Source organism: Polaromonas sp. CT11-55 (genome assembly GCF_047303325.1).
Classification (GTDB): Bacteria; Pseudomonadota; Gammaproteobacteria; order Burkholderiales; family Burkholderiaceae_C; genus Polaromonas.
This window is the reverse complement of sequence record NZ_JBKBEX010000003.1, coordinates 171,462-193,655: the sequence shown is the minus strand read 5'-3', so window position 1 is coordinate 193,655 and position 22,194 is coordinate 171,462. Positions and strand designations below refer to the sequence as shown.

Sequence of the window (22,194 nt, the reverse complement as noted above, 5' to 3'; positions counted from 1 at the left end):
AACGACCACACATTACCCCCATGACAAGCACCAAAAGAAAATTACGTTCCACCGAATGGTTCGGCTCGGCCGACAAAAACGGCTTTATGTACCGCAGCTGGATGAAGAACCAGGGCATTCCCGATCATGAGTTCGACGGCCGGCCCATCATCGGCATCTGCAACACCTGGTCGGAACTCACGCCCTGCAATGCGCACTTCCGCAAGATCGCCGAGCATGTGAAGCGCGGCATCTCCGAGGCGGGCGGCTTCCCGGTGGAATTCCCGGTGTTCTCCAACGGCGAGTCCAACCTGCGGCCCACCGCCATGCTCACACGCAACCTGGCCAGCATGGATGTGGAAGAGGCGATTCGCGGCAACCCGATTGATGCCGTGGTGCTGCTCACCGGCTGCGACAAGACCACCCCCGCATTGCTGATGGGCGCGGCGAGTTGCGACATCCCTGCCATCGTGGTGACCGGCGGGCCCATGCTCAACGGCAAGCTTGAAGGCAAAAACATCGGCTCCGGCACGGCGGTGTGGCAGTTGCACGAATCGCTGAAGGCGGGCGAAATCCAGCTGCACCAGTTCCTGGCGGCTGAGGGCGGCATGTCGCGTTCGGCCGGCACCTGCAACACCATGGGCACGGCCTCCACCATGGCCTGCATGGCCGAGGCCCTGGGTACTTCGCTGCCGCACAACGCGGCGATTCCCGCGGTGGATGCGCGCCGCTATGTGCTGGCACAGATGTCGGGCGCGCGCGCTGTCGAGATGGCGCGCGAAGGGCTGACGCTGTCGAAAATCCTGACGCGCGAAGCTTTCGAAAATGCGATCCGCGTCAACGCCGCCATTGGCGGCTCCACCAACGCGGTGATCCACCTCAAGGCCATCGCCGGCCGCATCGGCGTGCAACTGGACCTGGAAGACTGGACGCGCATAGGCCGCAACACGCCGACCCTGGTCGACCTGCAGCCTTCCGGCCGTTTCCTGATGGAAGAGTTTTATTACGCCGGCGGCCTGCCCGCGGTGTTGCGCCGCCTGGGTGAGAACGGCCTGCTGCCGCATCCCAACGCACTCACCGTCAACGGCCGGGCTCTATGGGACAACGTGCGCGAGGCCCCGCAGTACAACGACGAGGTGATCCGCCCGCTGGACAACCCCTTGATCGCCGACGGCGGCATTTGCATACTGCGCGGCAACCTGGCGCCGCGCGGCGCGGTGCTCAAACCTTCCGCGGCCTCCCCCGAGCTGCTCAAGCACCGCGGCCGCGCGGTCGTGTTCGAGAACCTGGAGCACTACAAGGAGCGCATCGTCGACGAGAACCTCGACATCGACGCCAGCTGCGTCATGGTCATGAAAAACTGCGGCCCCAAGGGCTACCCCGGCATGGCCGAGGTCGGCAACATGGGCCTGCCGCCCAAGCTGCTGCGCCAGGGCGTCAAGGACATGGTGCGCATCTCCGACGCGCGCATGAGCGGCACCGCCTACGGCACCGTGGTGCTGCATGTGGCGCCCGAAGCCGCGGCCGGCGGGCCGCTGGCCGCCGTGCGCGACGGCGACTGGATAGAGCTCGACTGCGACCAGGGCCGCCTGCACCTGGACATCAGTGATGCCGAACTCGCCGAGCGCCTCGCGGCGCTGCAGGGCAAAGCCGCCGCGGGCATGCGCGGCGGCTACCAGCGCCTGTACGTCGACCACGTGCTGCAAGCCGACGAGGGCTGCGACTTTGATTTCCTGGTCGGCTGCCGCGGCTCCGAAGTTCCCCGCCATTCCCACTAGATGCGCAGTGCGTAAATCCGTGAAGCCTCCTTCAACCTGATCCTTACATCCATGACCACGCTCCGCCAGCCGCGCTACCGCGGCATCTTCCCCGTCGCCCCCACCACCTTCACCGAAACCGGCGAACTGGACCTTGAGAGCCAGAAGCGCTGCATCGACTTCATGATCGACGCCGGCTCCGACGGCATCTGCATCCTGGCCAACTTCTCCGAGCAGTTCGTGTTGTCGGATGAAGAGCGCGAAACCCTGACCCGCACCGTCCTCGAGCATGTGGCCGGGCGCGTGCCGGTGATCGTGACCACCACCCATTTCGGCACCAAGATCTGCGCCGAACGCAGCCGCCGCGCGCAGGACATGGGCGCCGCCATGCTGATGGTCATGCCGCCCTACCACGGCGCCACTTTTCGCGTGAGCGAGCCGCAGATTTACGAGTTTTATGCGCGCCTGTCGGATGCGGTGAACATTCCCATCATGATCCAGGACGCGCCCGCCAGCGGCACCGTACTTTCGGCCTGCTTCCTCGCGCGCATGGCCCGCGAGATCGAACACGTCGCCTATTTCAAGATCGAGACTGCCGGCGCGGCGTCCAAACTACGCGAACTGATCCGCCTGGGCGGCCGCGCCGTGGAGGGTCCCTGGGACGGCGAGGAGGCCATCACCCTGCTGCCCGACCTTGACGCCGGCGCGACCGGCTCCATGACCGGCGGCGGCTACCCCGACGGCATCCGCCCCATCATCGAGGCGCACCGCGCCGGTGATCACGACAAGGCGTACGCCCTTTACCAGCAGTGGCTGCCGCTGATCAACTTCGAAAACCGCCAGGCGGGGCTGCTGGCCGCCAAGGCCTTGATGAAGGAAGGCGGCGTCATCGCCTGCGAGGCGCCGCGCCATCCTTTCCCGGCCATGCATCCGGACACGCGCGCCGGGCTGTTGGCCACCGCCAGGCGGCTGGATCCGCTGGTGCTGCGCTGGGGGCGATAAGTCTCGCCCCTGGCCGCACGGTTTCCAGCTGCTTGCGTCCGTGGCCGCCGGCTGCAAGCCTGTGCGACCTTCAACGCGGCCTTGTGGCCCCGGCCTGGCGCGCCAGGTGGACCTGGTGCAGCGTGATCTTGCGTACCTCGGCCTGGCTGGTCTCGATATGGGCGCGCAGCAGCATGGCCGCCTGGTCGCCGCGCCTGGCCTGTACCGCCTTGAGGATCTTGGCGTGCTCTTCATAGGTCGCGTCGACGCGCGGCTGTTTGATGAAATCGAGCCGGCGGATGATGCGGATGCGGTCGGTCACGTCGCGGTGCACGCGAGCCATCTCGGCATTGCCGGCGGCGGCCACCAGCGCGCAATGAAAGGCTTCGTCCCACTGGGCCACCTGCACGTGGTCGGCGCTGCGCTGCGCCGCCGGCACCAGCCAGATGGCGGCCAGTTCGTCGAGCATCGCCGTGTCCACTGCCTCGCTGCCGGCGCACAGGCGCTGCACGGCGGTGGTTTCCAGCACCATGCGCAGGTCGTAGAGCTGCTCGAATTTGTCGAAGTCAAAAGGCAGCACACGCCAGCCGCTGCGAAACAGCACCTCGACAAAACCTTCCTGCTGCAGGCGAAACAGGGCCTGGCGCACCGGCGTGCGCGAGACGCCCAGACGGTCGCTGATTTCGGTTTCGGTGAAGCGATCGCCGGGCACCAGCTTGAATTCGGCGATATCGCGCTTGAGTTCGGCGTAGGCCTCGTCGGCGCGCGAATGAAAGGCTGCGCCGGCAACGGGCGCTGCGGGAGCGCGGCTCATGCCAGCAGGCTCACATGGGCGGCGACCACGCGCCAGCCCTCCGGTGTGCGCAGCCAGGTCTGGCTCTGGCGCCCGGTCCTGTCGCTGCCGGCGCGCACGAACTCGGTATTCGCCGTGGCGAAGTCGCGGCCGTAGGTGGTGATCACGGTGTTCAGCAGGGTGCGGGCCAGCCCTTGCGAGGGCCGGCCCGCGCGGAAGGCGCGTATGGCGTCATAGCCGTAGAGGTTTTCGGTGGCGCCGTAGCGCAAGGTGTGCTCGCTGTTCCAGAAGAGCTCGTCGAGCACTTGCACGTTGTTGCCGACCAGCGCGCTTTCATAACGGACGAACGCGGCCGCCACTTCGGCATGGACGTCGGGCAGGTTGATGGCGTGGGTCATGGTTCCCCGATTGTCGGCGAAGCCAGCGGCGCGCGGGCGATGCCGGCGGCCTCCAGCACCGCGGCCACGCGCAGCGCGCGGTCTTCGCGCCAGGGTGCGGTAATCAGTTGAACGCCTACGGGCAGGCCCTCATCGGGCCACACCGGCACCGCGCAGACCGGCAGGCCTATGCAGGAAAAGGGCTGGGTCAGCAGGCCCATGCTGGGGCGCAGCGGCAGCCGTTTGCCGTTCAATTCCAGCCACTCGGCGCCTAGGGGCGTGGCGGCGCAGGGGGTGGCGGCAGCCAGCAGCACATCGAAGCGCTCGAACAGGCCGGCCACGGCCTGCGCATACAGGCGGCGCACGCGCTGGGCGCGGTCTATCCAGGCGGACGGCAGCAGGGCGCCGGCCAGAAAGCGGTCGCGCGACAGCGGCTCGAAGTCGGCGGCGCGGCGGCGCAGGTCGTCCAGGTGCAGCGCGCCGCCCTCGGCGTTGGTGATCAGGAATGCGGCCGCTCGTCCCGCTTCGACCATGGGCAGCTCCACCGTGTCGCGCGTGTGCAGTGCCTGGGCCACGCGCTGCACGGCGGTCAGGGCCTCAGGCTGCGCATGGTCCTGGAAGTAGCCGCCCAGCAGGCCCACGCGCAGGCCGTCCATGCCTTGCGTCAGCGACGGCAGCACGGGTTCGGCGGCACGCTGCGCGCAACCGGGGTCGCGCCGGCCGCCGCTTTCGGGACCCTGCATGAGGTCGTACGAAAGAGCCAGGTCGCGCACCGAACGCGCAAACGGCCCCAGGTGATCCAGCCCGGAAATAAAGGGGTAGCTGCCGGTGCGAGGCAGCCGGCCGAAGGTAGGCTTGAGGCCGAACACGCCGCACAGCGAGGCCGGCACGCGGATGGAGCCGTTGGTGTCCGAGCCCAGTGCCAGCGGAACCTGGCCCGCGGCGACCGCGGCGCCGGAACCGCCGGAGGAGCCGCCGGCAATGCGCGTGAGGTCGTGCGGGTTGCGGGCCGGGCCGGCATGGCTGTTTTCGGTCGTGAAGCCGTAGGCGTATTCGTCCATGTTGAGCGCGCCTACCAGCACGGCGCCGGCTGCTTCCAGGCGCTGCACCAGCAGCGCGTCGGCCGCGGCGGGCGCCCGCTCGCGTTCGATGGCCGAGCCCGCCAACGTGGCCACCCCTTCGATGTCGAACAGGTTCTTCACGGCAAAGGGCACACCCAGCAGGGGTGACTCCGCCACGCCGGGCGCATTGCCGGCAAGCTGCCGGTCCAGCTGCACGGCGCGCTGCCGTGCCCGCGAGGCGGTGACTTCAGTGAACGCGTTGACGCGGCCATTGGTGGCGGCTATGTGCGCCAGGCTGGCTTCGACCAGCTCGGCTGCGCTGATCTTGCGCGAGCGCACCGCCTGGGCCATGGCCGTTGCGTCGCCGCGCAGGCTTTCAACGGCGTCGTTCATGCGGCGGCCTTGGCGGAAGGCTCGACAGGCGCAAACACCGGCGCCGGGTCGTCGTGCGCGTGCAGCGGAACCGCCTGCAATTGCGCGGCAAAGCCGGCGGCCAGCGCGAAGAACTGCAGCACACCGGGCCGGTGCTCCGCGCTCAGCGGCAAGTCCAGCGCGGCCGCGGCGGCATCGACATAGGCTTCTATTTGAGGGGGCGTCATGCGGTTCAACGCCTGACTTCGCGCTGGAAGATTTCCAGGCTGAGTTTCTTGGTGCGGATGAAGCTGGCTTCGGACAGCGTCTCCACCGTGCGCGGGCGCGCGTCGCCGTAGGACAGGATTTCAGCCACGCGCGTCGGGCGCTTGGTCAACAGCAGTACCTGGTCGGCCAGGTAGACGGCTTCTTCCAGGTCGTGCGAGACCAGCAGCATGGTGGTGCCGGTCTGCATGAAGACCTCCTGCAGTTTTTCGCGGATGAACAGCGTCATCTCGAAGTCCAGCGCCGAGAAGGGCTCGTCCAGGAAAAGCACTTCGGGGTTGGGCGCGAGCGCCCGCATGATGGAGGCTGTCTGCTGCTGCCCGCCCGAGAGTTCATAAGGGTAGCGGTTCAGGTCGAACTTCACGTCGAAAGAGGCCACGAGCTCGGCCATGCGCCTGTCGACTTCGGCCTTGGACCTGCCTTCGAGCTTGAGCGGGTAGGCGATGTTGTCGATGGTGCGCATCCAAGGAAACATGGCCTCGCGGTAATTCTGGAAGACATAGCCGATCTTGGTGTCCTTGAGCGACTTGCCGTCAAACAGGATTTCGCCCGCATCGATGGGGATCAGGCCTGCGATCATGTTGATCAACGTGGACTTGCCGCAGCCGTTGGGCCCGAAGACCGACACGATCTTGTGTTTGGGGATGTCCAGGTTGAAGTCCTCGTACAGCGGCCAGCCGGCGAAATACTTGGTCAGGCCGCGTATGGTGATGTGCGTGCCGGCCGGGCCGGGCTGGAACTCGCGCACCGGGACGTCGGCGAAGACAGGGGCGTTGATTACAGCGGACATGACGCACTCCAGCAAGTTTCACAATTGGAGAATAGGCAGGAAGACCTCCCCTTCAAGCAGGGGCCGCGGAACTGGCTTTGCCAGGCCGCAGGCGCAGCGGCCCCCTCGGGGGGCAGAGAGCTACACGCAGTGAGCGAACGTGGGGGCAACATCATCTTCCACTCCAATGAACAATGCGGCGCTCGGCGATGAGGAACAAAATATTCAATGCATAGCCCAGGGCTCCCGCAGCCAGGATCGACGCGTACATGTCCTTGACGTTCATGACCTGCTGTGCGTTGATGATGCGGTTGCCCAGGCCCGTGTCGGCGCCTATGAACATCTCCGCGACGATCACGATGACCAGCGCCATGGACACCGCCGAACGCAGGCCGACAAAACTCGGCTGCAGGCTTTCCCAGATCAGCACGTCCTTGAACACCTGCCAACGTGAGGCGCCCATGACCTTGGCCGCCATCACGCGCTGCTTGCGCGCGTTGATCACGCCATAGGCGCTGTTGAAGACCACGATCAGCAATGCGCCGAACGCGGCGATCGCCACTTTGTTGATGTCCGACACGCCGAAAATCATCAGGAACAGCGGGATCAGCGCAGAGGACGGCGTGGAGCGGAAGAAGTCGATCAGGAACTCCACGCTGCGGTAGGCTTTTTCATTGCTGCCCAGCAGCACGCCCAGCGGCATGCCGACAGCGGCGGCAATCAGGAAGGCCTGCACCGTACGCCACACGGTGACCGCGAAGTCCTTGAGCAGCGGCCCGCCGGCCAAGCCGCTGAGCAGCGCGCCCAGCGCATCGATGGGCGGCGGCAGCAGGATGGCCTTGATGAAGCCCAGGCGCACGGCCAGGTCCCAGATGATGAAGAGCACCACCGGGCCGATGAAGGGCAGGGCCTTGTCCAGCGCCGGCTTGCGCTGCACGGCGGCCACCGGCGCGGCCGGAGGTGCCCAGGGTTTGGCGGGTGTCGCCGTTGCTGAAGTGGCGGTATCCATGGTGTTCAACCTTTGTAGAGCATGGAGTCCACGATGAGGCGCGAGCTGAAGATGCCTTTTTCGGAGAACAGGTCGAAGAACTTCTGGAAGTGCGCCACGTCGGCCGGGGTGAATTCGTTGTACATGGTGTACGCGGCCAGCGGCACCTCGCCGGTGAGCGGGCCTTCAATCGCGGTGTAGCCCTTGAGGTACTGGCGCGCCTCGACCGATTTGCTGCGCACGTAGGCCACGCCCTTGCCGTAGGCGGCGACGAACTTCTTCGCTGCGTCGGGGTTTTTCTTGATGAAGTCCGAGGACAGCGAGGCCGAGCCGCCGAACCACGGCGCCATCGGGTCTCCCAGCACATAGCGCGCGATCACGCCGGCTTCGAGCACGCGGGTAGTGCCGTTCATGCGGCCTATGGTGCCGGTGGGCTCCAGCGTGTAGGCGCCGTCGATCTGGCCGGCGGCCAGTGCGGCCACATGCTGGCCTATGGGCAGTTCGACCACGGTCGCGCCGGTGGCGCCGCCGCGTTCCAGCACGGTCTTGGCCAGCGTCACGTTCTGGATGCCGGGGCCGGAGCCGACGCGCTTGCCCTTGAGGTCGGCCATCACCTTGGCCGGACTGGCCGCCGGCACGATCACTTCGTCGAGCACGTTCTTCACGTTGCTCGGGTTGGAGCAGAAGATCTTGAAGGTCCCGGGTTGGGCGATCTCGCCGATGGCGATGTTGGCCGAGCCGGTGCCGTTGGCGGTGCCGTCGGCGCGGCCCGAGAGCACCGCCTCCATCACCTGCTGCGCGCCGGCGAACTTGAGGGCTTCCACGTCCAGGCCGGCTTCCTTGAAGTAACCCAGTTCGATCGCCGAGTAAAACGGCAGGCCGGCGGCGATGGGCCAGTAGCCGATGCGGATTTTCGGCCCGCCCTGCGCGCGCAGGATGGCGGGCATGCCCATAAGCCCCAGCGCCGCGCCGGCGGCCGTGGCCTTGATCAGCGTGCGGCGTGCCGGGCCGGAGGTGGCGGATGACGGTGTGGGAACGGATTTCATGGAATGCTCCTGCGGGTGATGGATAGGCTTTGGATAAATGGGTGACGGTGGAGGAAACACTTCAAGCGGAGGCGGCTGACTTCAGTGATTCAAGGTAGGCGCGCCAGCCGCCCAGGTGCGTGATGTCCTCGGCGCCTTGCACGGCGTGCGCCTCGCAGACAAAACCCTGGACGCTGGCGCCGCCTTCGAGCGCCAGCGTGCCTATGCCCAGCGGCGCGGGAATCAGCGCGACGAAGGAGCCGTAGTGCTGCACCGGCATCTCCCAGATTTCCAGTGCGATGCCCGCGCCTTCGCCGGCGGCCACGCGCAGCAGCCCCGGCTTGGGCGGTACCGTGCCCGGCAGCGCGTAAAAGCGGTAGTCGGGCGCGGTGCGCGCGGGGCCGACCAGCGTGGCGCCGCGCGAGGTCAGCTGGCTGTTCAGCGGCATGCCGGACAGGTGGGCGCCCACGACGGCCAGCCTGACAGTGGACGGCGGCTTGATGCCCGGCAATACCGCGGGCGCGGGCAACGCTTCATCCAAGGCGCCCTGCGGCAAACCGGTGGCGTGGTGGTAGCGCTGGCCGAGTTCGGCCAGCTGCCAGTCGCTGCCCGCCAGGCCCACCAGCGTGATGCCGAAGGGCAGGCCGTCGGGCCGCAGGCTGCTGGGCACGGAAAGCGCCGCATAGTCCAGCAGGTTGACGAAGTTGGTGTAGGTGCCCAGGTAGCGGTTCAGCGCGACGGGGTCGCGCTGCATGGCTTGCAGGGTGTAGTGCGTGGGTGCAGTCGGCAGCAGCAGCACATCAATGTCCTGCCACATCGCGGCCGCCTGCTGGCCCAACGCGCGTAATTTCGTCTGGGCCGCGTACAGGTCGGCGGCGCTGTACTGCTTGCCCGCGCCAATGATGCTGCGCACCGGCTCGATCACATCGGCCTCATGTGCGTCGAAAAAATCGCGCACGGCGGCGTAGCGCTCGGCTACCAGCGCACTTTCATAGAGCAGCGCGGCCGCCTCGGCCAGCGGCGCGAAGTTGATGGGCACCGGCACGCCGCCCAGGGCCCGCATGCGCAGGGCCGCTTCGCCAAAGGCCTGCTCGGCCAGCGCGTCGCCGCAGAAGTTCAATGTTGAAGGCACACCAAAACGAAAGCCGGCCGGCAAGGCTGTGTCGGCCATCGCCAGCGCACGCGAGTACGGGTCCAGCGGGTCGTAGCCCATGGCCGCCTCGAGCACACGGGTGGCCATAGCCACGGTGCGCGCGAAGATGGACACGCAGTCCACGCTTTGCGCGGCAGGCACCACGCCGCGCGCGCTGATCAAACCTTTGGAGGGCTTGAGGCCCACGATGTTGTTCAGCCCCGCAGGCACGCGTCCGGAGCCGGCCGTGTCGGTGCCCAGCGCGAAGTCCGCCTGCCCGGTCGCCACCACGTAGGCCGAGCCGGAGCTGGACCCGCCTGATATATAGGCCGGGTTAATCGCATTGGGCACGGCGCCATAGGGTGAACGCGTGCCGTTCAGGCCGCAGGCGAACTGGTCCAGGTTGGTCTTGCCCAGCAACTGCGCACCCGCATCGAGCAGCTTTTGCACCACGGCGGCGTGCGCTGTGGGCGTGTAGGCAAAAGCGGGGCAGGCGGCCGTGGTGGGCACGCCCGCGACGTCGATGTTGTCTTTGGCCGCGAAAGACAGGCCGGCGAGTGCGCCGCTGCTGCCGGGCGGGAAGGACGCTGTCTGGCTGATCCAGGCCTGCGGCGCGAGCAAGCGCTTCGCATCTGCCTGCTGCGCCGCGGGCCCAGGCGCGGCGGGCTTGGCAGAGGGATTCGGTGTTGAGGAAATGTGCACCACTTCAAAGCATCCATACTTGTGTACAAGACAAGATGCAAGAGCTGTGCCAGTCGTTTGCCATCTGTTCCGATGCAACTTCGTACCGAGGGCGAGTGTTTAGGCAGGAGGCCTTGCTTTTCATTAGGTGTATTCAGGTCACTAATAAAACTATTTGGCGTCGATTAATCGGCCAAGCTGTATCAAATAAAGTAGAGGTCATGGAAAAAACGCGCACGACCACCCTGCCTCCTCTGCGCGCGGTGCTGTTCGACGCCTACGGCACGCTGTTCGACGTGTACAGCGTGGGCCTGCTGGCCGAGCAGCTCTTTCCTGGAAAGGGGCAGGCACTGGGCCAGTTGTGGCGCGACAAACAGATCGAATACACCCGGCTGGTGACCACCAGCAACAACGGCGCGCACTACCAGCCGTTCTGGGAACTCACGCGCGCCGGCCTGCGTTATGCCTGCAAGCGGCTGGGGCTGGACCTGGCCGCGGGGCAGGAAGACCAGCTCATGAACCAGTACCGCCACCTGTCGGCCTTTCCGGAAAACCGGGAAGTGCTGCAGGCGCTGAAGGCGCGCGGCGTGGTCACCGGCATCCTGTCCAACGGCGACCCGTCCATGCTGGGCGTGGCCGTGCGCTCCGCCGGGCTCGAGGGCCTGCTGGACCACGTGATCAGCGTGGACGGCATCCGCAAATACAAGACCGCCCCCGAGGCCTATGCGCTGGGGCTTGAGGCCACCGGGCTGGAGGCCAGGCAGATCGCCTTCGTCAGCTGCAACGGCTGGGATGCGCTGGCGGCCACCTGGTATGGCTACCGCACGCTGTGGGTCAACCGCTACCAGCTGCCGTTTGAAGAACTGGGCACGCAGCCCGTGTACACCGGCAGCAGCCTGCGCGACGTGCTCGCGCTGCCTTTCCAATAATCCGCTTTCATTTTTATTTTGGTTTTCTGAAAAAAGGGACGACACCATGAGCACCAGCATCGCCAACAACGCCGCCGACAGCACCGCGCGCACCGCCAGCCACCGCCTCCAGGTCGCGACCGAGCTTTACCGCTTCATCGAGGACCACGTGCTGCCCGGTACCGGCGTGGCCAGCAGCGCGTTCTGGAAAGGCTTTGACGGCATCGTGGCCGACCTGGCCCCGAAGAACATCGCCCTGCTGGCCGAGCGCGACCGCCTGCAGGCTGAACTCGATGCCTGGCACAAAGCCAACCCCGGCCCCATCGCCGACATGGCGGCCTACCGCGATTTCCTGGAAAAGATCGGCTACCTGGTGCCGCAGCCCAAAAAAGTCGGCATCACGACGGCCAAGGTGGATGACGAGCTGGCCCTGCAGGCCGGCCCCCAGCTTGTGGTGCCCATCCTGAACGCGCGCTACGCGCTCAACGCCGCCAACGCGCGCTGGGGCAGCCTTTATGACGCGCTCTACGGCACCGATGTGATCGCCGAAACCGACGGCGCCGAAAAAGGCAAGGGCTACAACCCGGTACGCGGCGCCAAGGTGATTGAATACGCGCGTTACGTGCTGGACCGCACCGCGCCGCTCAAAAAAGGCTCGCACATCGACTCGACCGGCTACGCGGTCAAGGGCGGCAAGCTGGTCGTCACGCTCAAGAGCGGCAAGAAGGGCGAGGAAACCACGACGCTGGAAGACGCCGCCCAGTTCATTGGCTACCAGGGCAAGGCCTCGGCGCCCTCGTCGGTGCTGCTGCAGCACAACGGCCTGCACCTGGACATCCGCATTGACCGCAGCACGGCCATCGGCAAGACCGATGCCGCCGGCGTGAGCGATCTCGTTGTGGAAGCGGCGCTCTCGACCATTCTGGACCTGGAAGACTCGGTGGCCGTGGTCGATGCCGAAGACAAGGTGCTGGCCTACCGCAACTGGCTGGGCATTTTGCAGGGCACGCTGACCGAAAGCGTGACCAAGGACGGCAAGACCTTCACCCGCGGCCTGAACCCGGACCGCGAATACACCTCGCCCAAGGGCCAGCCCGTCACCTTGCACGGCCGCTCGCTGATGTTCGTGCGCAATGTCGGCCACCTGATGACCAACCCGGCGGTGCTGTACACGGCAGCGGACGGCGCCACGCGCGAAATTCCCGAAGGCATCCTGGATGCCGTGGTCACGACCACCATCGCCATCCACGACCTCAAGCGCAAGGGCAAGCCCGGCATCAAGAATTCGCGCAAGGGCTCGGTCTACATCGTCAAGCCCAAGATGCACGGCCCGGCCGAGGTCGCGTTTGCCGACGAACTCTTCAGCCGCGTCGAAAAAATGCTGGGCCTGCCGGACAGCACCGTCAAGCTCGGCATCATGGACGAAGAGCGTCGCACCAGCGTCAACCTCAAGGCCTGCATCGCCGCCGCCTCCAGCCGCGTGGCTTTCATCAACACCGGTTTCCTGGACCGCACCGGCGACGAGATGCATACCGCCATGCATGCCGGCCCCATGATCCGCAAGGGCGACATGAAGGCCAGCGCCTGGATCGCGGCGTACGAAAAGAACAACGTGCTGGTCGGCCTGTCATGCGGCCTGCGCGGCAAGGCGCAGATCGGCAAGGGCATGTGGGCCATGCCCGACCTCATGAAAGCCATGATGGAGCAGAAGATCGCGCACCCCAAAGCCGGCGCCAACACCGCCTGGGTGCCCAGCCCCACGGGCGCGACGCTGCATGCGCTGCACTACCACCAGGTCAAGGTCAGCAAGGTGCAAAAAGAGCTTGAGAAAATTGACGCCAACAAGGAGCGTGATGCGTTGCTCAACGGCTTGCTGCAAATCCCGGTGACGCGCACGCCGGCCTGGAGCGTCGAGGCCAAACAGCAGGAGCTGGACAACAACGCCCAGGGCATCCTCGGCTACGTGGTGCGCTGGATAGACCAGGGCGTGGGCTGCTCCAAGGTGCCCGACATCCACAACGTGGGCCTGATGGAAGACCGCGCCACGCTGCGAATTTCAAGCCAGCACATGGCCAACTGGCTGCTGCACGGGGTGGTGACCAAGGCGCAGGTGAAGGAAACCTTTGAACGCATGGCCGCCGTGGTCGACAAACAAAACGCCAGCGACCCGCTGTACAAGCCCATGGCCGGTAACTTCGGCACCTCAGCAGCCTACAAGGCGGCCTGCGACCTGGTCTTCAAGGGCCTGGAGCAGCCCAGCGGCTACACCGAGCCGCTGCTGCACGCCTGGCGGCTCAAGGTGAAAACCGGGACAGCCTGAAGCCCAGAAGCCCGTTAAAGCTCACCCGCATCCACCAGCTGCCGCTGCCGGATCACGACGCGCAGGCTGGGATGGCCCGGCCTGCCCGAGCGGAACAGCATCACGTCGGCGTCCGCGCCGGCCCATGACGCGCTGTCGGCAACAGCGCCTGGCGCGGCGCCGAAGCCGGCCAGTTCCGGGCCCAGCTTCGCGCGCAGCGATTGCAGCAAGGCCGCCTGGGCTTTGGCCAGTGCTTCTTCGGCGCCCGGGCCGGAGGCGGGGTTAAGCAACACGAAGTCCATCTGCGCGAGCTTCTGGTGCGCGAAAAACAGGGTCTGCTCGAAATGGGCGCCCTCGCAGAGCGCGTCTGGCACACGCAGCGAGCCCAGCGCGCCCGAGGGCAAACGCCGCGGCGACCGCACCGGCTGGGCGCCAGGCAGGGCGGCGGCGACTTGTTCGGGGCTCATGCCCAGCAGGGCGGTGTTTTCCAGCACGGTATGAGACCAGGCGCTTGAACACATCCAAAGCGCGCCGGCCGCCAGCCAGGGAAGCCGGAAACCGGCGAAAACAGGCCCAAATGACGCCAAAACACACTCCACAGAGGTTCAGGGCCGCTGCGGCGCTGAAAGTGTTGCGCCGAACCGACCTTTACAAAGAAGCGCTGATCTTACAAAAAACCCTCCTCCAGCCGTGCGTTCGGGGGATTTAAGCGGCAGCTTGCGCCGAGTTGCCCCAAGAGCGCGGCACAAATCGTATGTGTACAGGAGAAACCAAATGAAACACTTTGCAAGCATTTCAAAGGAAACACGGTTGGCCTTTACCCTAGACATCTCTCTGGCCCCCGGCACGTATGGTTGCAAGCTGGCTGGCTGAGCGCTCTCACCTTTTTTTCCGGAAATCCTGGCTCCAGATGGCTTCGCAACCTGACGTTCTTCAATCCTGCCTCCAGTCGGCGGCCACAGCGGCGCGATCCGCTTTGGAAAAGTGCATCGAAGATGCCGTGGCGGGCCTGCAGGTGGCCGAAACCCAAAGCGGGAAGGTGGCCGAACGCGACGAGCTGGCCACGGCCTGGCGCGAGCTGCTCAAAAACAAATCCGCCTGGAGCGTGCAGTATCCCGCCGACCTGCTGGTCCATTTCAAGGCCAATGTGGCCGCTGCGGCCCAAGCGGCGCGAACGCCCGAAGCTTCAAACGAGCAACTGGCCGCTTCGGCCGCGGCCTCGTCCAGCGCCTTCGCCGCCCTGAGCCATGCGAGCTTCTCGCTGGTCGACGACCAGGACGTCTCCAAGGCAATTGAATCCTCCCGGCTGCTCCAGCAGGTGTTGCCGGCCGTGGACCACATCCTGGCCGAACTCAACAAGCTGATCAGCACAGTGCAGGGCCTGCCCAACGTGAGGCCCGAACTCAACCCGCTGCGGCCCGAAGTCTTTGCGCAAACCCTGCGCGAAATGGCGGTGGCGAGCAAGGCCGAGCCGGCGGTGGTCTCGCTGTGGCTCAAGTACATGGCCGACCCGCTGGGCCGCGAGCTCAAACGGCTTTATGAGCGGCTGGTCAACCAGCTCGAACTCGCCAACGTCCAGGGCGCCAGTTACCGGGTGCTGCCCACGCCGGCCAGCGTGGGCCGCGGGCGCGGGCGTGGCGGAAACGGCTCCAGCCCGGCGGGCGCGGGTTCCGGCGGCGGCGCCGAAGGTGACGCAAGCGGTGGCGGAGGCGGTGAAGGCGGTTTTGGCGAGGGTGGCGGCCAGCCGGTGCCGCAATACGCCGATCTGTCCAACTATGAAATCCGGGACGAGTTGTTCCAGGACTTTCTATTCAACGGCGGCAGCAATGCCCACCACGGCCTGGCACCCTCTTATTACGAGACCGTCGAGGAAGAGCTCGCCGCTCTCCACGCCGCGCCCGACTCCGGTTCCGCGCCGCTGGCCGAATCACGCCCCGGCTACATGTCCGACTACGAGGGCATGCCGGCCGTTGATCGCCCGCAGCGCCTGGTTGACGAGCGCAGCCAGCTCAGCCCGCAGGTCTGGGGCTCGTATGCCAAACCCCGGGAGCGCGCCATCGTGCGCACCCAGCTCAAGAAGGAAGCCCGCCAGGTCGGCCAGGTGCTGGGCCTGGAGGTGGTGCGCAAGCTGGTCAACCAGGTGGCGCAGGACCCGCGCCTCCTGGTGCCGGTGCGCGAAGCCATCGTGGCGCTGGAGCCTTCGCTGCTGCGCCTGGCCATGGTGGACCCGCGCTTTTTCAGCGACGAAGGCCACGCCGGGCGCCGCGTCATGGAGCGGGTGGCGCAGCGCAGCTTCAAGTACAACGACGAATTCAGCCCCGAGTTCCTGGCCTTCTTCGAGCCGGTCACCCGAGCCTTCAACGAGCTGAACGGCCTGACGATTGAAGACGCTCAGCCCTTCGGCATGGCGCTGGCCACGCTGGAGTACGGCTGGGACGAACAGGACCAGCTCGAGGCGGAAAACCGCAACAACGTGCTGCAGGCCCTGCGTTTCGCCGAGGAGCGCCAGACACAGGCCGACCAGATCGCCTTTGAGCTCAGCACCCGCTCCGACCTGGACAAGGTGCCCGGCCTGGTGCTCGATTTTCTCTTCGGCCCCTGGGCGCTGGCCATGGCCCACGCCAAGCTGGTCGACACGCGTAACCAGATAGACCCCATGGGCTTCGGCTCGGTGGTGCCCGACCTGCTCTGGAGCGTCAAGCGGGAAGTGACTCTCAAGCGACCGGCCAAGCTGATCGAGATGATCCCCAGCCTGCTGGCCAAGCTACACGAGGGGCTGGAGTTGCTGGGGCAGGATCCGCGCGAGAGCGAACCCTTTTTTGAAGGCCTGATGAAACTGCATCGGCCGGTGCTCAAGCTGCGCCGCCTCAAAAGCCAGCGCGACGCCGAAGAGTCGGGTGCCATGCCGCTGGAGCCCGAGGAGCTTCCGGCCACGCCCGAGCAGCGCCTGGCCAAAGCGGCCGCCCACCCCTGGCTGGCGCGCGACGAACTCGATGCCGCCGGCTTTGAAGACACGCTGCCTACGGCGCCCGGCGAGCTCATGCCGCTGGAGGAAGAACACGAAACATCCTCGGGCATGGAGACCGCAGACTCTGTGGGGGAAGAGGTCGACTCCTCCCATGCCGAGCTGATCGCCGAGCAGGAGGCTTCGGCCAGCGCCGTGCCGGCCCTGGCCCAGGGCGATGCCGAGCGGCTGTTGATGAGCTTGCGGGCCGGTCACTGGGTCGATTTGTACTCGCGCCGCCGCTGGTTGCGCGCCCAGCTGATCTGGGCCAGCACCAAGGGCACGCTGTTCATGTTCGTGAGCCATGGCGGCCAGCCGCACTCCATGACCAAACGCAGCTGTGAACGCCTGATCCGGGAGCGCCTGCTCAGGCCGGTGGACAGCCAGGGCGTGGTGGCGCAGGCGCTGGACGCGGTCGCCTCGGAAGTCGTTTCGCCGGCCACCCAGGCGGAGCCGGAAACCGCGTAACACCCCGGGCCCCTTGTAGGCAGCATGCGGCGCGCCGCACGCGGCGCTGTCCGACATCCCCGCTCGCCGCCGGCGCGCACATTGGTGAATTCGCTTTCACCTTCAAGGGGTTTTCATGATTGAAAAAAACGCTTCCGTTCACTGGGAAGGCGCTGGCAAAAAAGGCCAGGGCCGCATCAGCACCGACACCGGCGCGCTCAAGAGTTATCCCTACGGCTTCGGCAGCCGGTTCGAAGATGACCGCAGCGGCACCAACCCGGAAGAGTTGCTGGGTGCGGCCCATGCGGCGTGCTTCACCATGGCATTTTCCTTTGCCTGCGACAAGGCCGGTTTTGCCACCGCCTCGGTCGACACCCGCGCCAAGGTTCGCCTGGTGCCGCAGGGCGACGGCTTTCTGATCGACCGCATCGCGCTGACGCTGGAGGCCAGCATCCCCGGCATTGACGAGGCCAAGTTCCAGGAAATCGCCGAGGGGGCCAAGAAAGCCTGTCCGCTGTCAAAAGCCCTGGCCAGCGTGCCCGAAATCACCCTTGCGGCCACCCTGCTCAAATAAATGACCTTGCACCGGAACACATTCCCATGATCCCATGAGCCTCAAGACCAATTTTTCATTTGAAGTGCAGTACGAGGAAGGTACGAACGCGGGCAAGGATGAGCGCGACGGCGTGATGGCCTCGCTGGGCCCGTCGCTTCAAAAGCTGTTCGCTGCGGGCGACCGCGCGGCCACCGTGACGGTGAGCGACAGCCATAAAGGCGACGGCAACAAGATCGTGGAGCTAACCACCACGCTGCAGGACGGCGAGATCGCCGGCATCCTGCTGGCGTTCTCCGCCCAGCACGGCGTCCGCGTGAGCGCGCTGGAATAAGCGCCGGCAGGCCGGCTTCAGGCCTGCCAGACCCCGTAGCCCGCCTCGCGCAGGCCTATGCCCAGCTCGACTTCCATGTCGCGTGCCGCATCGTAGGGCATGGGGTTGTACATCTCGTAAAGCCGGGGCAGCAGGCGCACACCGAAATCGCGCGCGAAGCGGTTGGACTGTATGCCGGCCTTGTGCTTGTCAAAGCGCACATCCGGGTCCAGCCCGGTCATGCCCACATAGACAAACGGTTTGCCCAGCTGGTAGTCCGGGTTGGCGCGGCGAAAGCGCGGCACGTCCCAGACTTCGGGCGCGAGCTCGATCACATAGACGCTGTAGTGATGGCTTTTGGGGCGGCGCGGCATGGCGGCACCACTGTAGCGCACGCGCTGCGCCTGGCCCGCATTTACTCCGCCGGCTGCGCTTGCGGCGTCTCTTGCGGCGTCTCTTGCGGCGTCTCTTGCGTCTGATCCTGGTCCTGCGCCTGAGTCGCGTGGCTTGCCTCCTGCTCGTGCCAGCTGCCCGAGCTCACCAGCAGGTGAATGAATTGCAGCTTGCCCACCGCGTCCAGGGGCAGAACAAAGGGATAAAAGTCGGGCTGGCCCATGCTGCGCGACATCTCGTTGAGCATGGTGGTCAGCCGGGTCCAGTGGTTGATGAAGGCCAGGAACTGCGCCGCATCCGGGTGCTCCGGCTGGTACAGCGCATCCAGCGTGAAGGGCGTGAATTCGAGGTCGAAGCGGTCCACGCTCAGGCCGAAGCTCAGCGCGGTGTCTATGGCATCGCGCATGTGCATGTAATGCGCCCAGCACTCGGCCCAGTCTTCCCAGGGATGGGTGCTGGCATAGGCGCTGACGAAATGCTGCGGCCAGTCAGGGGGCGGGCCTTCGTCGTAGTTGCGCTGCAGGGCGGCCGCGTAGTCCAGCGCTTCGTCGCCGAAGAGCTGGTGAAAGCCCTCCAGCCAGGGTGTGCCGGCCACCAGCCGGTCCCAGTAATAGTGGCCCACCTCATGGCGGAAGTGGCCGAGCAGGGTGCGGTAGGGCTCGCGCATGGCCTTGCGCACGGCTTCGCGCTTGGCGTCGTCGGCCTCGTCGATGTTGAGCGTGATCAGGCCGGTGCTGTGCCCGGTCATGATGTGTGGCCCGTTGATCGGCGAGCGAAGGAAATCAAACATCAGGCCGCGTTCCGGGTCCTCGCTCATGCGCGAGGCCACCGGCAGCCCCAGGAGGATCAGCGAGGACACCAGCCGCCGCTTGGCCAGCTCTATGCGCCCCCAGAGGTAACCGTTGTCGGGCTGCTCCGGGTTGGTCAGGTCGGGAATCGTGCGGTTCAGCCTGCAGGCCCGGCACATGTCCGCGGGGTCGTGCCAGGCCACGAGCCAGTTGCAGGAGGCGGGGGTGGAAAGATTGAGGCAGCGCTTGTAGGTCGGCACACCGTCGTCATCGCCGGCGTCGCTACCAGCTTCGGCGGGCGGCGCCGGCACGGCATCAGGCGCGGATTCCTGACCGGGGATCTCGTCCAGCGAGGGTGGCTGCGTGTCGTCAGGCGGCGGCGTGGCGGGCGCGGCGCCCGCCTGCCACTCGCGCCAGCTGCCCTTGCGCGGTCCCGGCATCAGGGGCAGCAGCAGGCCGCGCTCGCAGTCATAGCCCAGCGGCGTGTTGCAGGCCAGGCATTTGCTGTTGCGAAAGAACACCGGCTGCCCGCACTGGCAGCGGTAATTGCGGCCCGCCAGCAGGGGCAGAGGCGGCTCGGTGGATGTGGACGGGTTGGTGAAAAACAAGTGCTTGCCCGGATGAGGCCCGCGGGGAGCGCGCGGGGCGCCCGGCAGGCCGGAAAAAGCAGTGTCCCATCTTTTGGCGCGCGGGCCTGCGGCGGTACTACCCGTCGGCCTGTCAGCGCATGCCGACAAATCTGCCCGCGCCGCTTGCTTTTATCATCGGGTATTCACGCGCCCTGCGGCAATCCCGCCGCAAGCAATTCACATCCAGAGGAAACCATGCCCACTTACCACGTCGAAATGATGGAAGGCCGCACCATCGAGCAAAAGAAAAAACTCGTCGAGGCCATTACCCGCGTCAGCGTTGAAATCCTGGGCGGCCAGCCCGAATCGGTGGACATCCTGATCACCGACGTCAAACGCGAGAACTGGGCCACCGGCGGCAAGCTCTGGTCCGAGCCCAGGGACTGAGCCCGGCCGAGCGCATGTCCGCTTCCCTTGCCGGCCTGCAGGCGCTCCACGGCCCGCGCTACCGCTGGCTGCTCCTGCTGTCGGTCATGATAGGCACGATGGCCTCCATCATGTCGTCGACCATCGTCAATGTGGCGATTCCCGACATGAGCCAGCACTTCACGCTGGGGCAGGAGCGCGCGCAATGGGTCAGCTCGGGCTTTATGGTGGCCATGACGGTCTCCATGCTGACCACGCCCTGGCTGCTGGCGCGCTACGGCTACCGCCGCACCTACGCGGGCACCATGCTGCTGCTCATGGCCGGCGGCATCGTCGGCGGCCTGTCCAACCACTTCAGCCTGGTGCTGGGCGCGCGCGTGGCCGAGGGCCTGGCGGCCGGCGTGGTGCAGCCGATTCCCGCCATCATCATCATGCGCGCCTTCGGGCCGCATGAGCAGGGCCGCGCCAGCGGCCTCTTCGGCATGGGCGTGGTGCTGGCGCCGGCCGTGGGGCCCAGCATAGGCGGCGTGCTGGTCGACCTGTTCGGTTGGCGCTCGATTTTTTTCATGGTGGTCCCGCTGTGCCTCGTCTCGCTGTGGATGGCCTACCGCTATGTACCCGACACCGCGCCCGGCGGCGTGGCGGCCAACCGCAACACGGCCATGATCGACTGGCGCGGCCTCTTGCTGGGTGCGGTGGGCACGCTGTGCCTGCTCAACGGCATGGTCGAGTTGCATGGCGCGGGTGGTGGCGTCCAGGCTTTTGCCTTGCTCGGCGGTGCGGCGGCCGCGCTCGCGGCTTTTGTCTGGTGGCAGCGCCGCCTGGCCGCCAACGGCGGCGCGCCGCTGATGAACCTGGCGCTTTTCGGCTACCGGCCCTTCGCCATGGGCAGCATCGTCGCCTTTATTTACGGCACGGCCCTGTTCGGCTCGACCTACCTGCTGCCGGTCTATTTGCAGCTGGGCCTGAAGCTCTCGGCCTCGCACGTGGGCACCATCCTGCTGCCGGCCGGGCTGGTGCTGGCCGCCACGATTGCCGGCGTGGGCCGCCTGGCCGACAAGCACCCGACCTGGCTGCTGGTCAGTACCGGCCTGGCGCTGCTGGCCGCCTCGTTTGCCTTGATGCTCACGGTGAGCCTGGCCTCCGGCCTGTGGATGCTGGTGGCCTGGGCCACGCTGGGCCGCATAGGCCTGGGTTTTATCCTGCCTTCGCTGAACCTCGGGTCGCTGCGGCCGCTGCACGAGCACCTGCTCTCGCAGGGCGCGAGCGCGATCAACTTTTTGCGCATGCTGGGCGGCGCCATTGGCGTGAGCCTGTGCGGCATCGTGCTCGAATGGCGGCTGGCCGCCCATGGCGATTCGTTGGCCAACAGCGCCAGCAGCCCGGCGCGGCTGGCGGCCTTCAATGAAGCATTCCTGATGCTGGCCACCCTTTGCCTGCTGGCGATGGTGGCGGCCTGGCAGCTTCGCGTACCCGCGCCCCCCGGCCCTCACAACGACGAACAGAAAGCAGGCTGACCATGTGCCAACTCCTGGGCATGAACTGCAACGCCCCCACCGACGTGACGTTCAGCTTTCGCGGCTTCGCGCAGCGCGGCGGCCACACCGACCACCATGCCGACGGCTGGGGCATCGCATTTTTTGAGGGTGACGACAGCGTGGCCGGCGCCAGCGACAAGGGCCTGCGCCACTTTGTCGACCACCAGCCGGCCAGCAGCTCGCCGGTGGCCGAACTGATCAGCCGCTACCCTATCAAAAGCCGCAACGTGATCTCGCACATCCGCAAGGCCACGCAAGGCCGCGTGGCGCTGGAGAATTGCCACCCCTTTGTGCGCGAGCTCTGGGGCCGCTACTGGGTGTTCGCGCACAACGGCGACCTGAAGGATTTTGCGCCGCGCCTGCACGGCAGCTTCCGGCCCGTGGGCAGCACCGACAGCGAGCGCGCCTTTTGCTGGATCATGCAGGAGATGGCCAAATCGCACGCCGGCGTGCCCAGTGTGCGGGAACTCAGCATCACGCTGCGCGAACTCGCGGCGCAGATCGCCGGCCACGGCACCTTCAACTTTTTGCTCAGCAACGGCCAGGCGCTGTGGGCCCATGCCTCCACGAACCTGTATTACGTCGAGCGCAAGCACCCCTTTGCCCATGCCACGCTGAGCGACGAAGACGTGAGCGTGAACTTCGCCGAGCACACCCGGCCCACCGACAAGGTGGCCGTGGTCGTCACGGCGCCGCTGACCACCAATGAGCAGTGGACGGCCTTCGCGCCGGGTGAGCTCAAGGTGTTTGAGGGCGGCGCGCTGACTGTTGCCTAGC

At 66.3% G+C, this 22,194-nt stretch carries 21 protein-coding genes; 10 read left to right on the top strand and 11 right to left on the bottom strand.

Annotated features, from left to right (window positions below):
* Positions 1-20: 20 nt before the first annotated feature.
* Positions 21-1,757, top strand: coding sequence for an IlvD/Edd family dehydratase (locus tag ACEN8I_RS04485; RefSeq protein ID WP_413326718.1), 1,737 nt, complete (start codon positions 21-23; stop codon positions 1,755-1,757).
* A 51-nt stretch (positions 1,758-1,808) separates the two neighbouring features.
* Positions 1,809-2,738, top strand: a complete 930-nt coding sequence (locus tag ACEN8I_RS04480; protein WP_413326716.1) for a dihydrodipicolinate synthase family protein — start codon at positions 1,809-1,811, stop codon at positions 2,736-2,738.
* Between the two features lie 70 nt (positions 2,739-2,808).
* Here the strand turns inward: ACEN8I_RS04480 and ACEN8I_RS04475 are convergent, their stop codons facing one another.
* The 8 genes from ACEN8I_RS04475 to atzF all read right to left on the bottom strand — a co-directional run bounded on the left by ACEN8I_RS04475 (position 2,809) and on the right by atzF (position 10,098).
* Entirely contained in the window at positions 2,809-3,531 is a 723-nt protein-coding gene (locus ACEN8I_RS04475; RefSeq protein ID WP_413326714.1) for a GntR family transcriptional regulator, read from the bottom strand.
* Positions 3,528-3,908 carry an oxalurate catabolism protein HpxZ gene (hpxZ, locus tag ACEN8I_RS04470; RefSeq protein WP_413326712.1) on the bottom strand — a complete coding sequence of 127 codons (381 nt, stop codon included), beginning with the start codon at positions 3,906-3,908 and terminating at the stop codon, positions 3,528-3,530. The genes ACEN8I_RS04475 and hpxZ overlap by 4 nt, the downstream gene beginning before the upstream one ends.
* Positions 3,905-5,341: an AtzE family amidohydrolase gene (locus ACEN8I_RS04465; protein ID WP_413326710.1), complete on the bottom strand. Its 1,437-nt coding sequence runs from the start codon at positions 5,339-5,341 to the stop codon at positions 3,905-3,907. The genes hpxZ and ACEN8I_RS04465 overlap by 4 nt, the downstream gene beginning before the upstream one ends.
* A complete protein-coding gene (locus ACEN8I_RS04460; RefSeq protein WP_413326708.1) occupies positions 5,338-5,547 on the bottom strand; it encodes an AtzG-like protein in 210 nt (69 codons plus the stop codon). The genes ACEN8I_RS04465 and ACEN8I_RS04460 overlap by 4 nt, the downstream gene beginning before the upstream one ends.
* Positions 5,548-5,552: 5 nt before the next feature.
* Positions 5,553-6,374 carry an ABC transporter ATP-binding protein gene (locus ACEN8I_RS04455; RefSeq protein ID WP_413326706.1) on the bottom strand — a complete coding sequence of 274 codons (822 nt, stop codon included), beginning with the start codon at positions 6,372-6,374 and terminating at the stop codon, positions 5,553-5,555.
* Positions 6,375-6,525: 151 nt separating this feature from the next.
* Positions 6,526-7,362 carry an ABC transporter permease gene (locus tag ACEN8I_RS04450; protein WP_413326704.1) on the bottom strand — a complete coding sequence of 279 codons (837 nt, stop codon included), beginning with the start codon at positions 7,360-7,362 and terminating at the stop codon, positions 6,526-6,528.
* Positions 7,363-7,367: 5 nt separating this feature from the next.
* Positions 7,368-8,387: an ABC transporter substrate-binding protein gene (locus ACEN8I_RS04445; protein WP_413326702.1), complete on the bottom strand. Its 1,020-nt coding sequence runs from the start codon at positions 8,385-8,387 to the stop codon at positions 7,368-7,370.
* A 61-nt stretch (positions 8,388-8,448) separates the two neighbouring features.
* The gene (gene atzF / locus ACEN8I_RS04440) at positions 8,449-10,098 is read right to left on the bottom strand and encodes an allophanate hydrolase (RefSeq protein WP_413327064.1); all 1,650 of its coding nucleotides are present in this window, start codon (positions 10,096-10,098) and stop codon (positions 8,449-8,451) included.
* Between the two features lie 302 nt (positions 10,099-10,400).
* On the opposite strand from atzF, the gene ACEN8I_RS04435 reads away from it, so the two are divergent.
* Both ACEN8I_RS04435 and ACEN8I_RS04430 read left to right on the top strand, forming a co-directional pair.
* Positions 10,401-11,108 carry a haloacid dehalogenase type II gene (locus ACEN8I_RS04435; RefSeq protein WP_413326700.1) on the top strand — a complete coding sequence of 236 codons (708 nt, stop codon included), beginning with the start codon at positions 10,401-10,403 and terminating at the stop codon, positions 11,106-11,108.
* Positions 11,109-11,154: 46 nt separating this feature from the next.
* Complete coding sequence (locus ACEN8I_RS04430; RefSeq protein WP_413326698.1) at positions 11,155-13,407, top strand: malate synthase G; 2,253 nt, start codon at positions 11,155-11,157, stop codon at positions 13,405-13,407.
* A 14-nt stretch (positions 13,408-13,421) separates the two neighbouring features.
* Here the strand turns inward: ACEN8I_RS04430 and ACEN8I_RS04425 are convergent, their stop codons facing one another.
* Positions 13,422-13,880, bottom strand: coding sequence for a hypothetical protein (locus tag ACEN8I_RS04425; protein WP_413326696.1), 459 nt, complete (start codon positions 13,878-13,880; stop codon positions 13,422-13,424).
* Between the two features lie 356 nt (positions 13,881-14,236).
* On the opposite strand from ACEN8I_RS04425, the gene ACEN8I_RS04420 reads away from it, so the two are divergent.
* The 3 genes from ACEN8I_RS04420 (at position 14,237) to ACEN8I_RS04410 (ending at position 17,724) form a co-directional block, all read left to right on the top strand.
* The gene (locus ACEN8I_RS04420) at positions 14,237-16,858 is read left to right on the top strand and encodes a DUF1631 family protein (protein WP_413326694.1); all 2,622 of its coding nucleotides are present in this window, start codon (positions 14,237-14,239) and stop codon (positions 16,856-16,858) included.
* 115 nt (positions 16,859-16,973) lie between these two features.
* Positions 16,974-17,411, top strand: coding sequence for an OsmC family protein (locus ACEN8I_RS04415; protein ID WP_413326692.1), 438 nt, complete (start codon positions 16,974-16,976; stop codon positions 17,409-17,411).
* 34 nt (positions 17,412-17,445) lie between these two features.
* Positions 17,446-17,724, top strand: a complete 279-nt coding sequence (locus ACEN8I_RS04410; RefSeq protein WP_413326690.1) for a hypothetical protein — start codon at positions 17,446-17,448, stop codon at positions 17,722-17,724.
* 17 nt (positions 17,725-17,741) lie between these two features.
* Here ACEN8I_RS04410 and ACEN8I_RS04405 read toward each other — a convergent pair whose 3' ends face one another.
* Together ACEN8I_RS04405 and ACEN8I_RS04400 are read right to left on the bottom strand one after the other, a co-directional pair.
* A complete protein-coding gene (locus ACEN8I_RS04405) occupies positions 17,742-18,077 on the bottom strand; it encodes a hypothetical protein (protein WP_413327061.1) in 336 nt (111 codons plus the stop codon).
* A gap of 41 nt (positions 18,078-18,118) precedes the next feature.
* Positions 18,119-19,492: a putative zinc-binding metallopeptidase gene (locus ACEN8I_RS04400; RefSeq protein ID WP_413326688.1), complete on the bottom strand. Its 1,374-nt coding sequence runs from the start codon at positions 19,490-19,492 to the stop codon at positions 18,119-18,121.
* Positions 19,493-19,708: 216 nt separating this feature from the next.
* Between ACEN8I_RS04400 and ACEN8I_RS04395 the strand changes: the two genes are divergently transcribed.
* Genes ACEN8I_RS04395 through ACEN8I_RS04385 form a run of 3 tightly spaced genes read left to right on the top strand, consistent with a single transcriptional unit; the run spans position 19,709 to position 22,193 of the window.
* Positions 19,709-19,900: a 4-oxalocrotonate tautomerase gene (locus ACEN8I_RS04395; RefSeq protein WP_007872778.1), complete on the top strand. Its 192-nt coding sequence runs from the start codon at positions 19,709-19,711 to the stop codon at positions 19,898-19,900.
* Positions 19,901-19,914: 14 nt separating this feature from the next.
* Entirely contained in the window at positions 19,915-21,396 is a 1,482-nt protein-coding gene (locus ACEN8I_RS04390) for an MFS transporter (RefSeq protein ID WP_413326686.1), read from the top strand.
* A 2-nt stretch (positions 21,397-21,398) separates the two neighbouring features.
* Positions 21,399-22,193, top strand: coding sequence for a class II glutamine amidotransferase (locus tag ACEN8I_RS04385; protein WP_413326684.1), 795 nt, complete (start codon positions 21,399-21,401; stop codon positions 22,191-22,193).
* Position 22,194 lies beyond the last annotated feature (1 nt).

Excerpts from the sequence above, each read along its gene's own strand:
- ACEN8I_RS04465 (WP_413326710.1), bottom strand. The coding sequence starts at position 5,341 with ATGAACGACGCCGTTGAAAGCCTGCGCGGCGACGCAACGGCCATGGCC.
- ACEN8I_RS04475 (WP_413326714.1), bottom strand. The coding sequence starts at position 3,531 with ATGAGCCGCGCTCCCGCAGCGCCCGTTGCCGGCGCAGCCTTTCATTCG.
- hpxZ (WP_413326712.1), bottom strand. The coding sequence starts at position 3,908 with ATGACCCACGCCATCAACCTGCCCGACGTCCATGCCGAAGTGGCGGCC.
- ACEN8I_RS04485 (WP_413326718.1), top strand. The coding sequence starts at position 21 with ATGACAAGCACCAAAAGAAAATTACGTTCCACCGAATGGTTCGGCTCG.
- ACEN8I_RS04390 (WP_413326686.1), top strand. The coding sequence starts at position 19,915 with ATGTCCGCTTCCCTTGCCGGCCTGCAGGCGCTCCACGGCCCGCGCTAC.
- ACEN8I_RS04450 (WP_413326704.1), bottom strand. The coding sequence starts at position 7,362 with ATGGATACCGCCACTTCAGCAACGGCGACACCCGCCAAACCCTGGGCA.
- ACEN8I_RS04455 (WP_413326706.1), bottom strand. The coding sequence starts at position 6,374 with ATGTCCGCTGTAATCAACGCCCCTGTCTTCGCCGACGTCCCGGTGCGC.
- ACEN8I_RS04480 (WP_413326716.1), top strand. The coding sequence starts at position 1,809 with ATGACCACGCTCCGCCAGCCGCGCTACCGCGGCATCTTCCCCGTCGCC.
- ACEN8I_RS04410 (WP_413326690.1), top strand. The coding sequence starts at position 17,446 with ATGAGCCTCAAGACCAATTTTTCATTTGAAGTGCAGTACGAGGAAGGT.
- ACEN8I_RS04435 (WP_413326700.1), top strand. The coding sequence starts at position 10,401 with ATGGAAAAAACGCGCACGACCACCCTGCCTCCTCTGCGCGCGGTGCTG.
- ACEN8I_RS04430 (WP_413326698.1), top strand. The coding sequence starts at position 11,155 with ATGAGCACCAGCATCGCCAACAACGCCGCCGACAGCACCGCGCGCACC.
- ACEN8I_RS04405 (WP_413327061.1), bottom strand. The coding sequence starts at position 18,077 with ATGCCGCGCCGCCCCAAAAGCCATCACTACAGCGTCTATGTGATCGAG.
- ACEN8I_RS04460 (WP_413326708.1), bottom strand. The coding sequence starts at position 5,547 with ATGACGCCCCCTCAAATAGAAGCCTATGTCGATGCCGCCGCGGCCGCG.
- ACEN8I_RS04445 (WP_413326702.1), bottom strand. The coding sequence starts at position 8,387 with ATGAAATCCGTTCCCACACCGTCATCCGCCACCTCCGGCCCGGCACGC.
- ACEN8I_RS04385 (WP_413326684.1), top strand. The coding sequence starts at position 21,399 with ATGTGCCAACTCCTGGGCATGAACTGCAACGCCCCCACCGACGTGACG.
- ACEN8I_RS04395 (WP_007872778.1), top strand. The coding sequence starts at position 19,709 with ATGCCCACTTACCACGTCGAAATGATGGAAGGCCGCACCATCGAGCAA.
- ACEN8I_RS04415 (WP_413326692.1), top strand. The coding sequence starts at position 16,974 with ATGATTGAAAAAAACGCTTCCGTTCACTGGGAAGGCGCTGGCAAAAAA.
- ACEN8I_RS04420 (WP_413326694.1), top strand. The coding sequence starts at position 14,237 with ATGGTTGCAAGCTGGCTGGCTGAGCGCTCTCACCTTTTTTTCCGGAAA.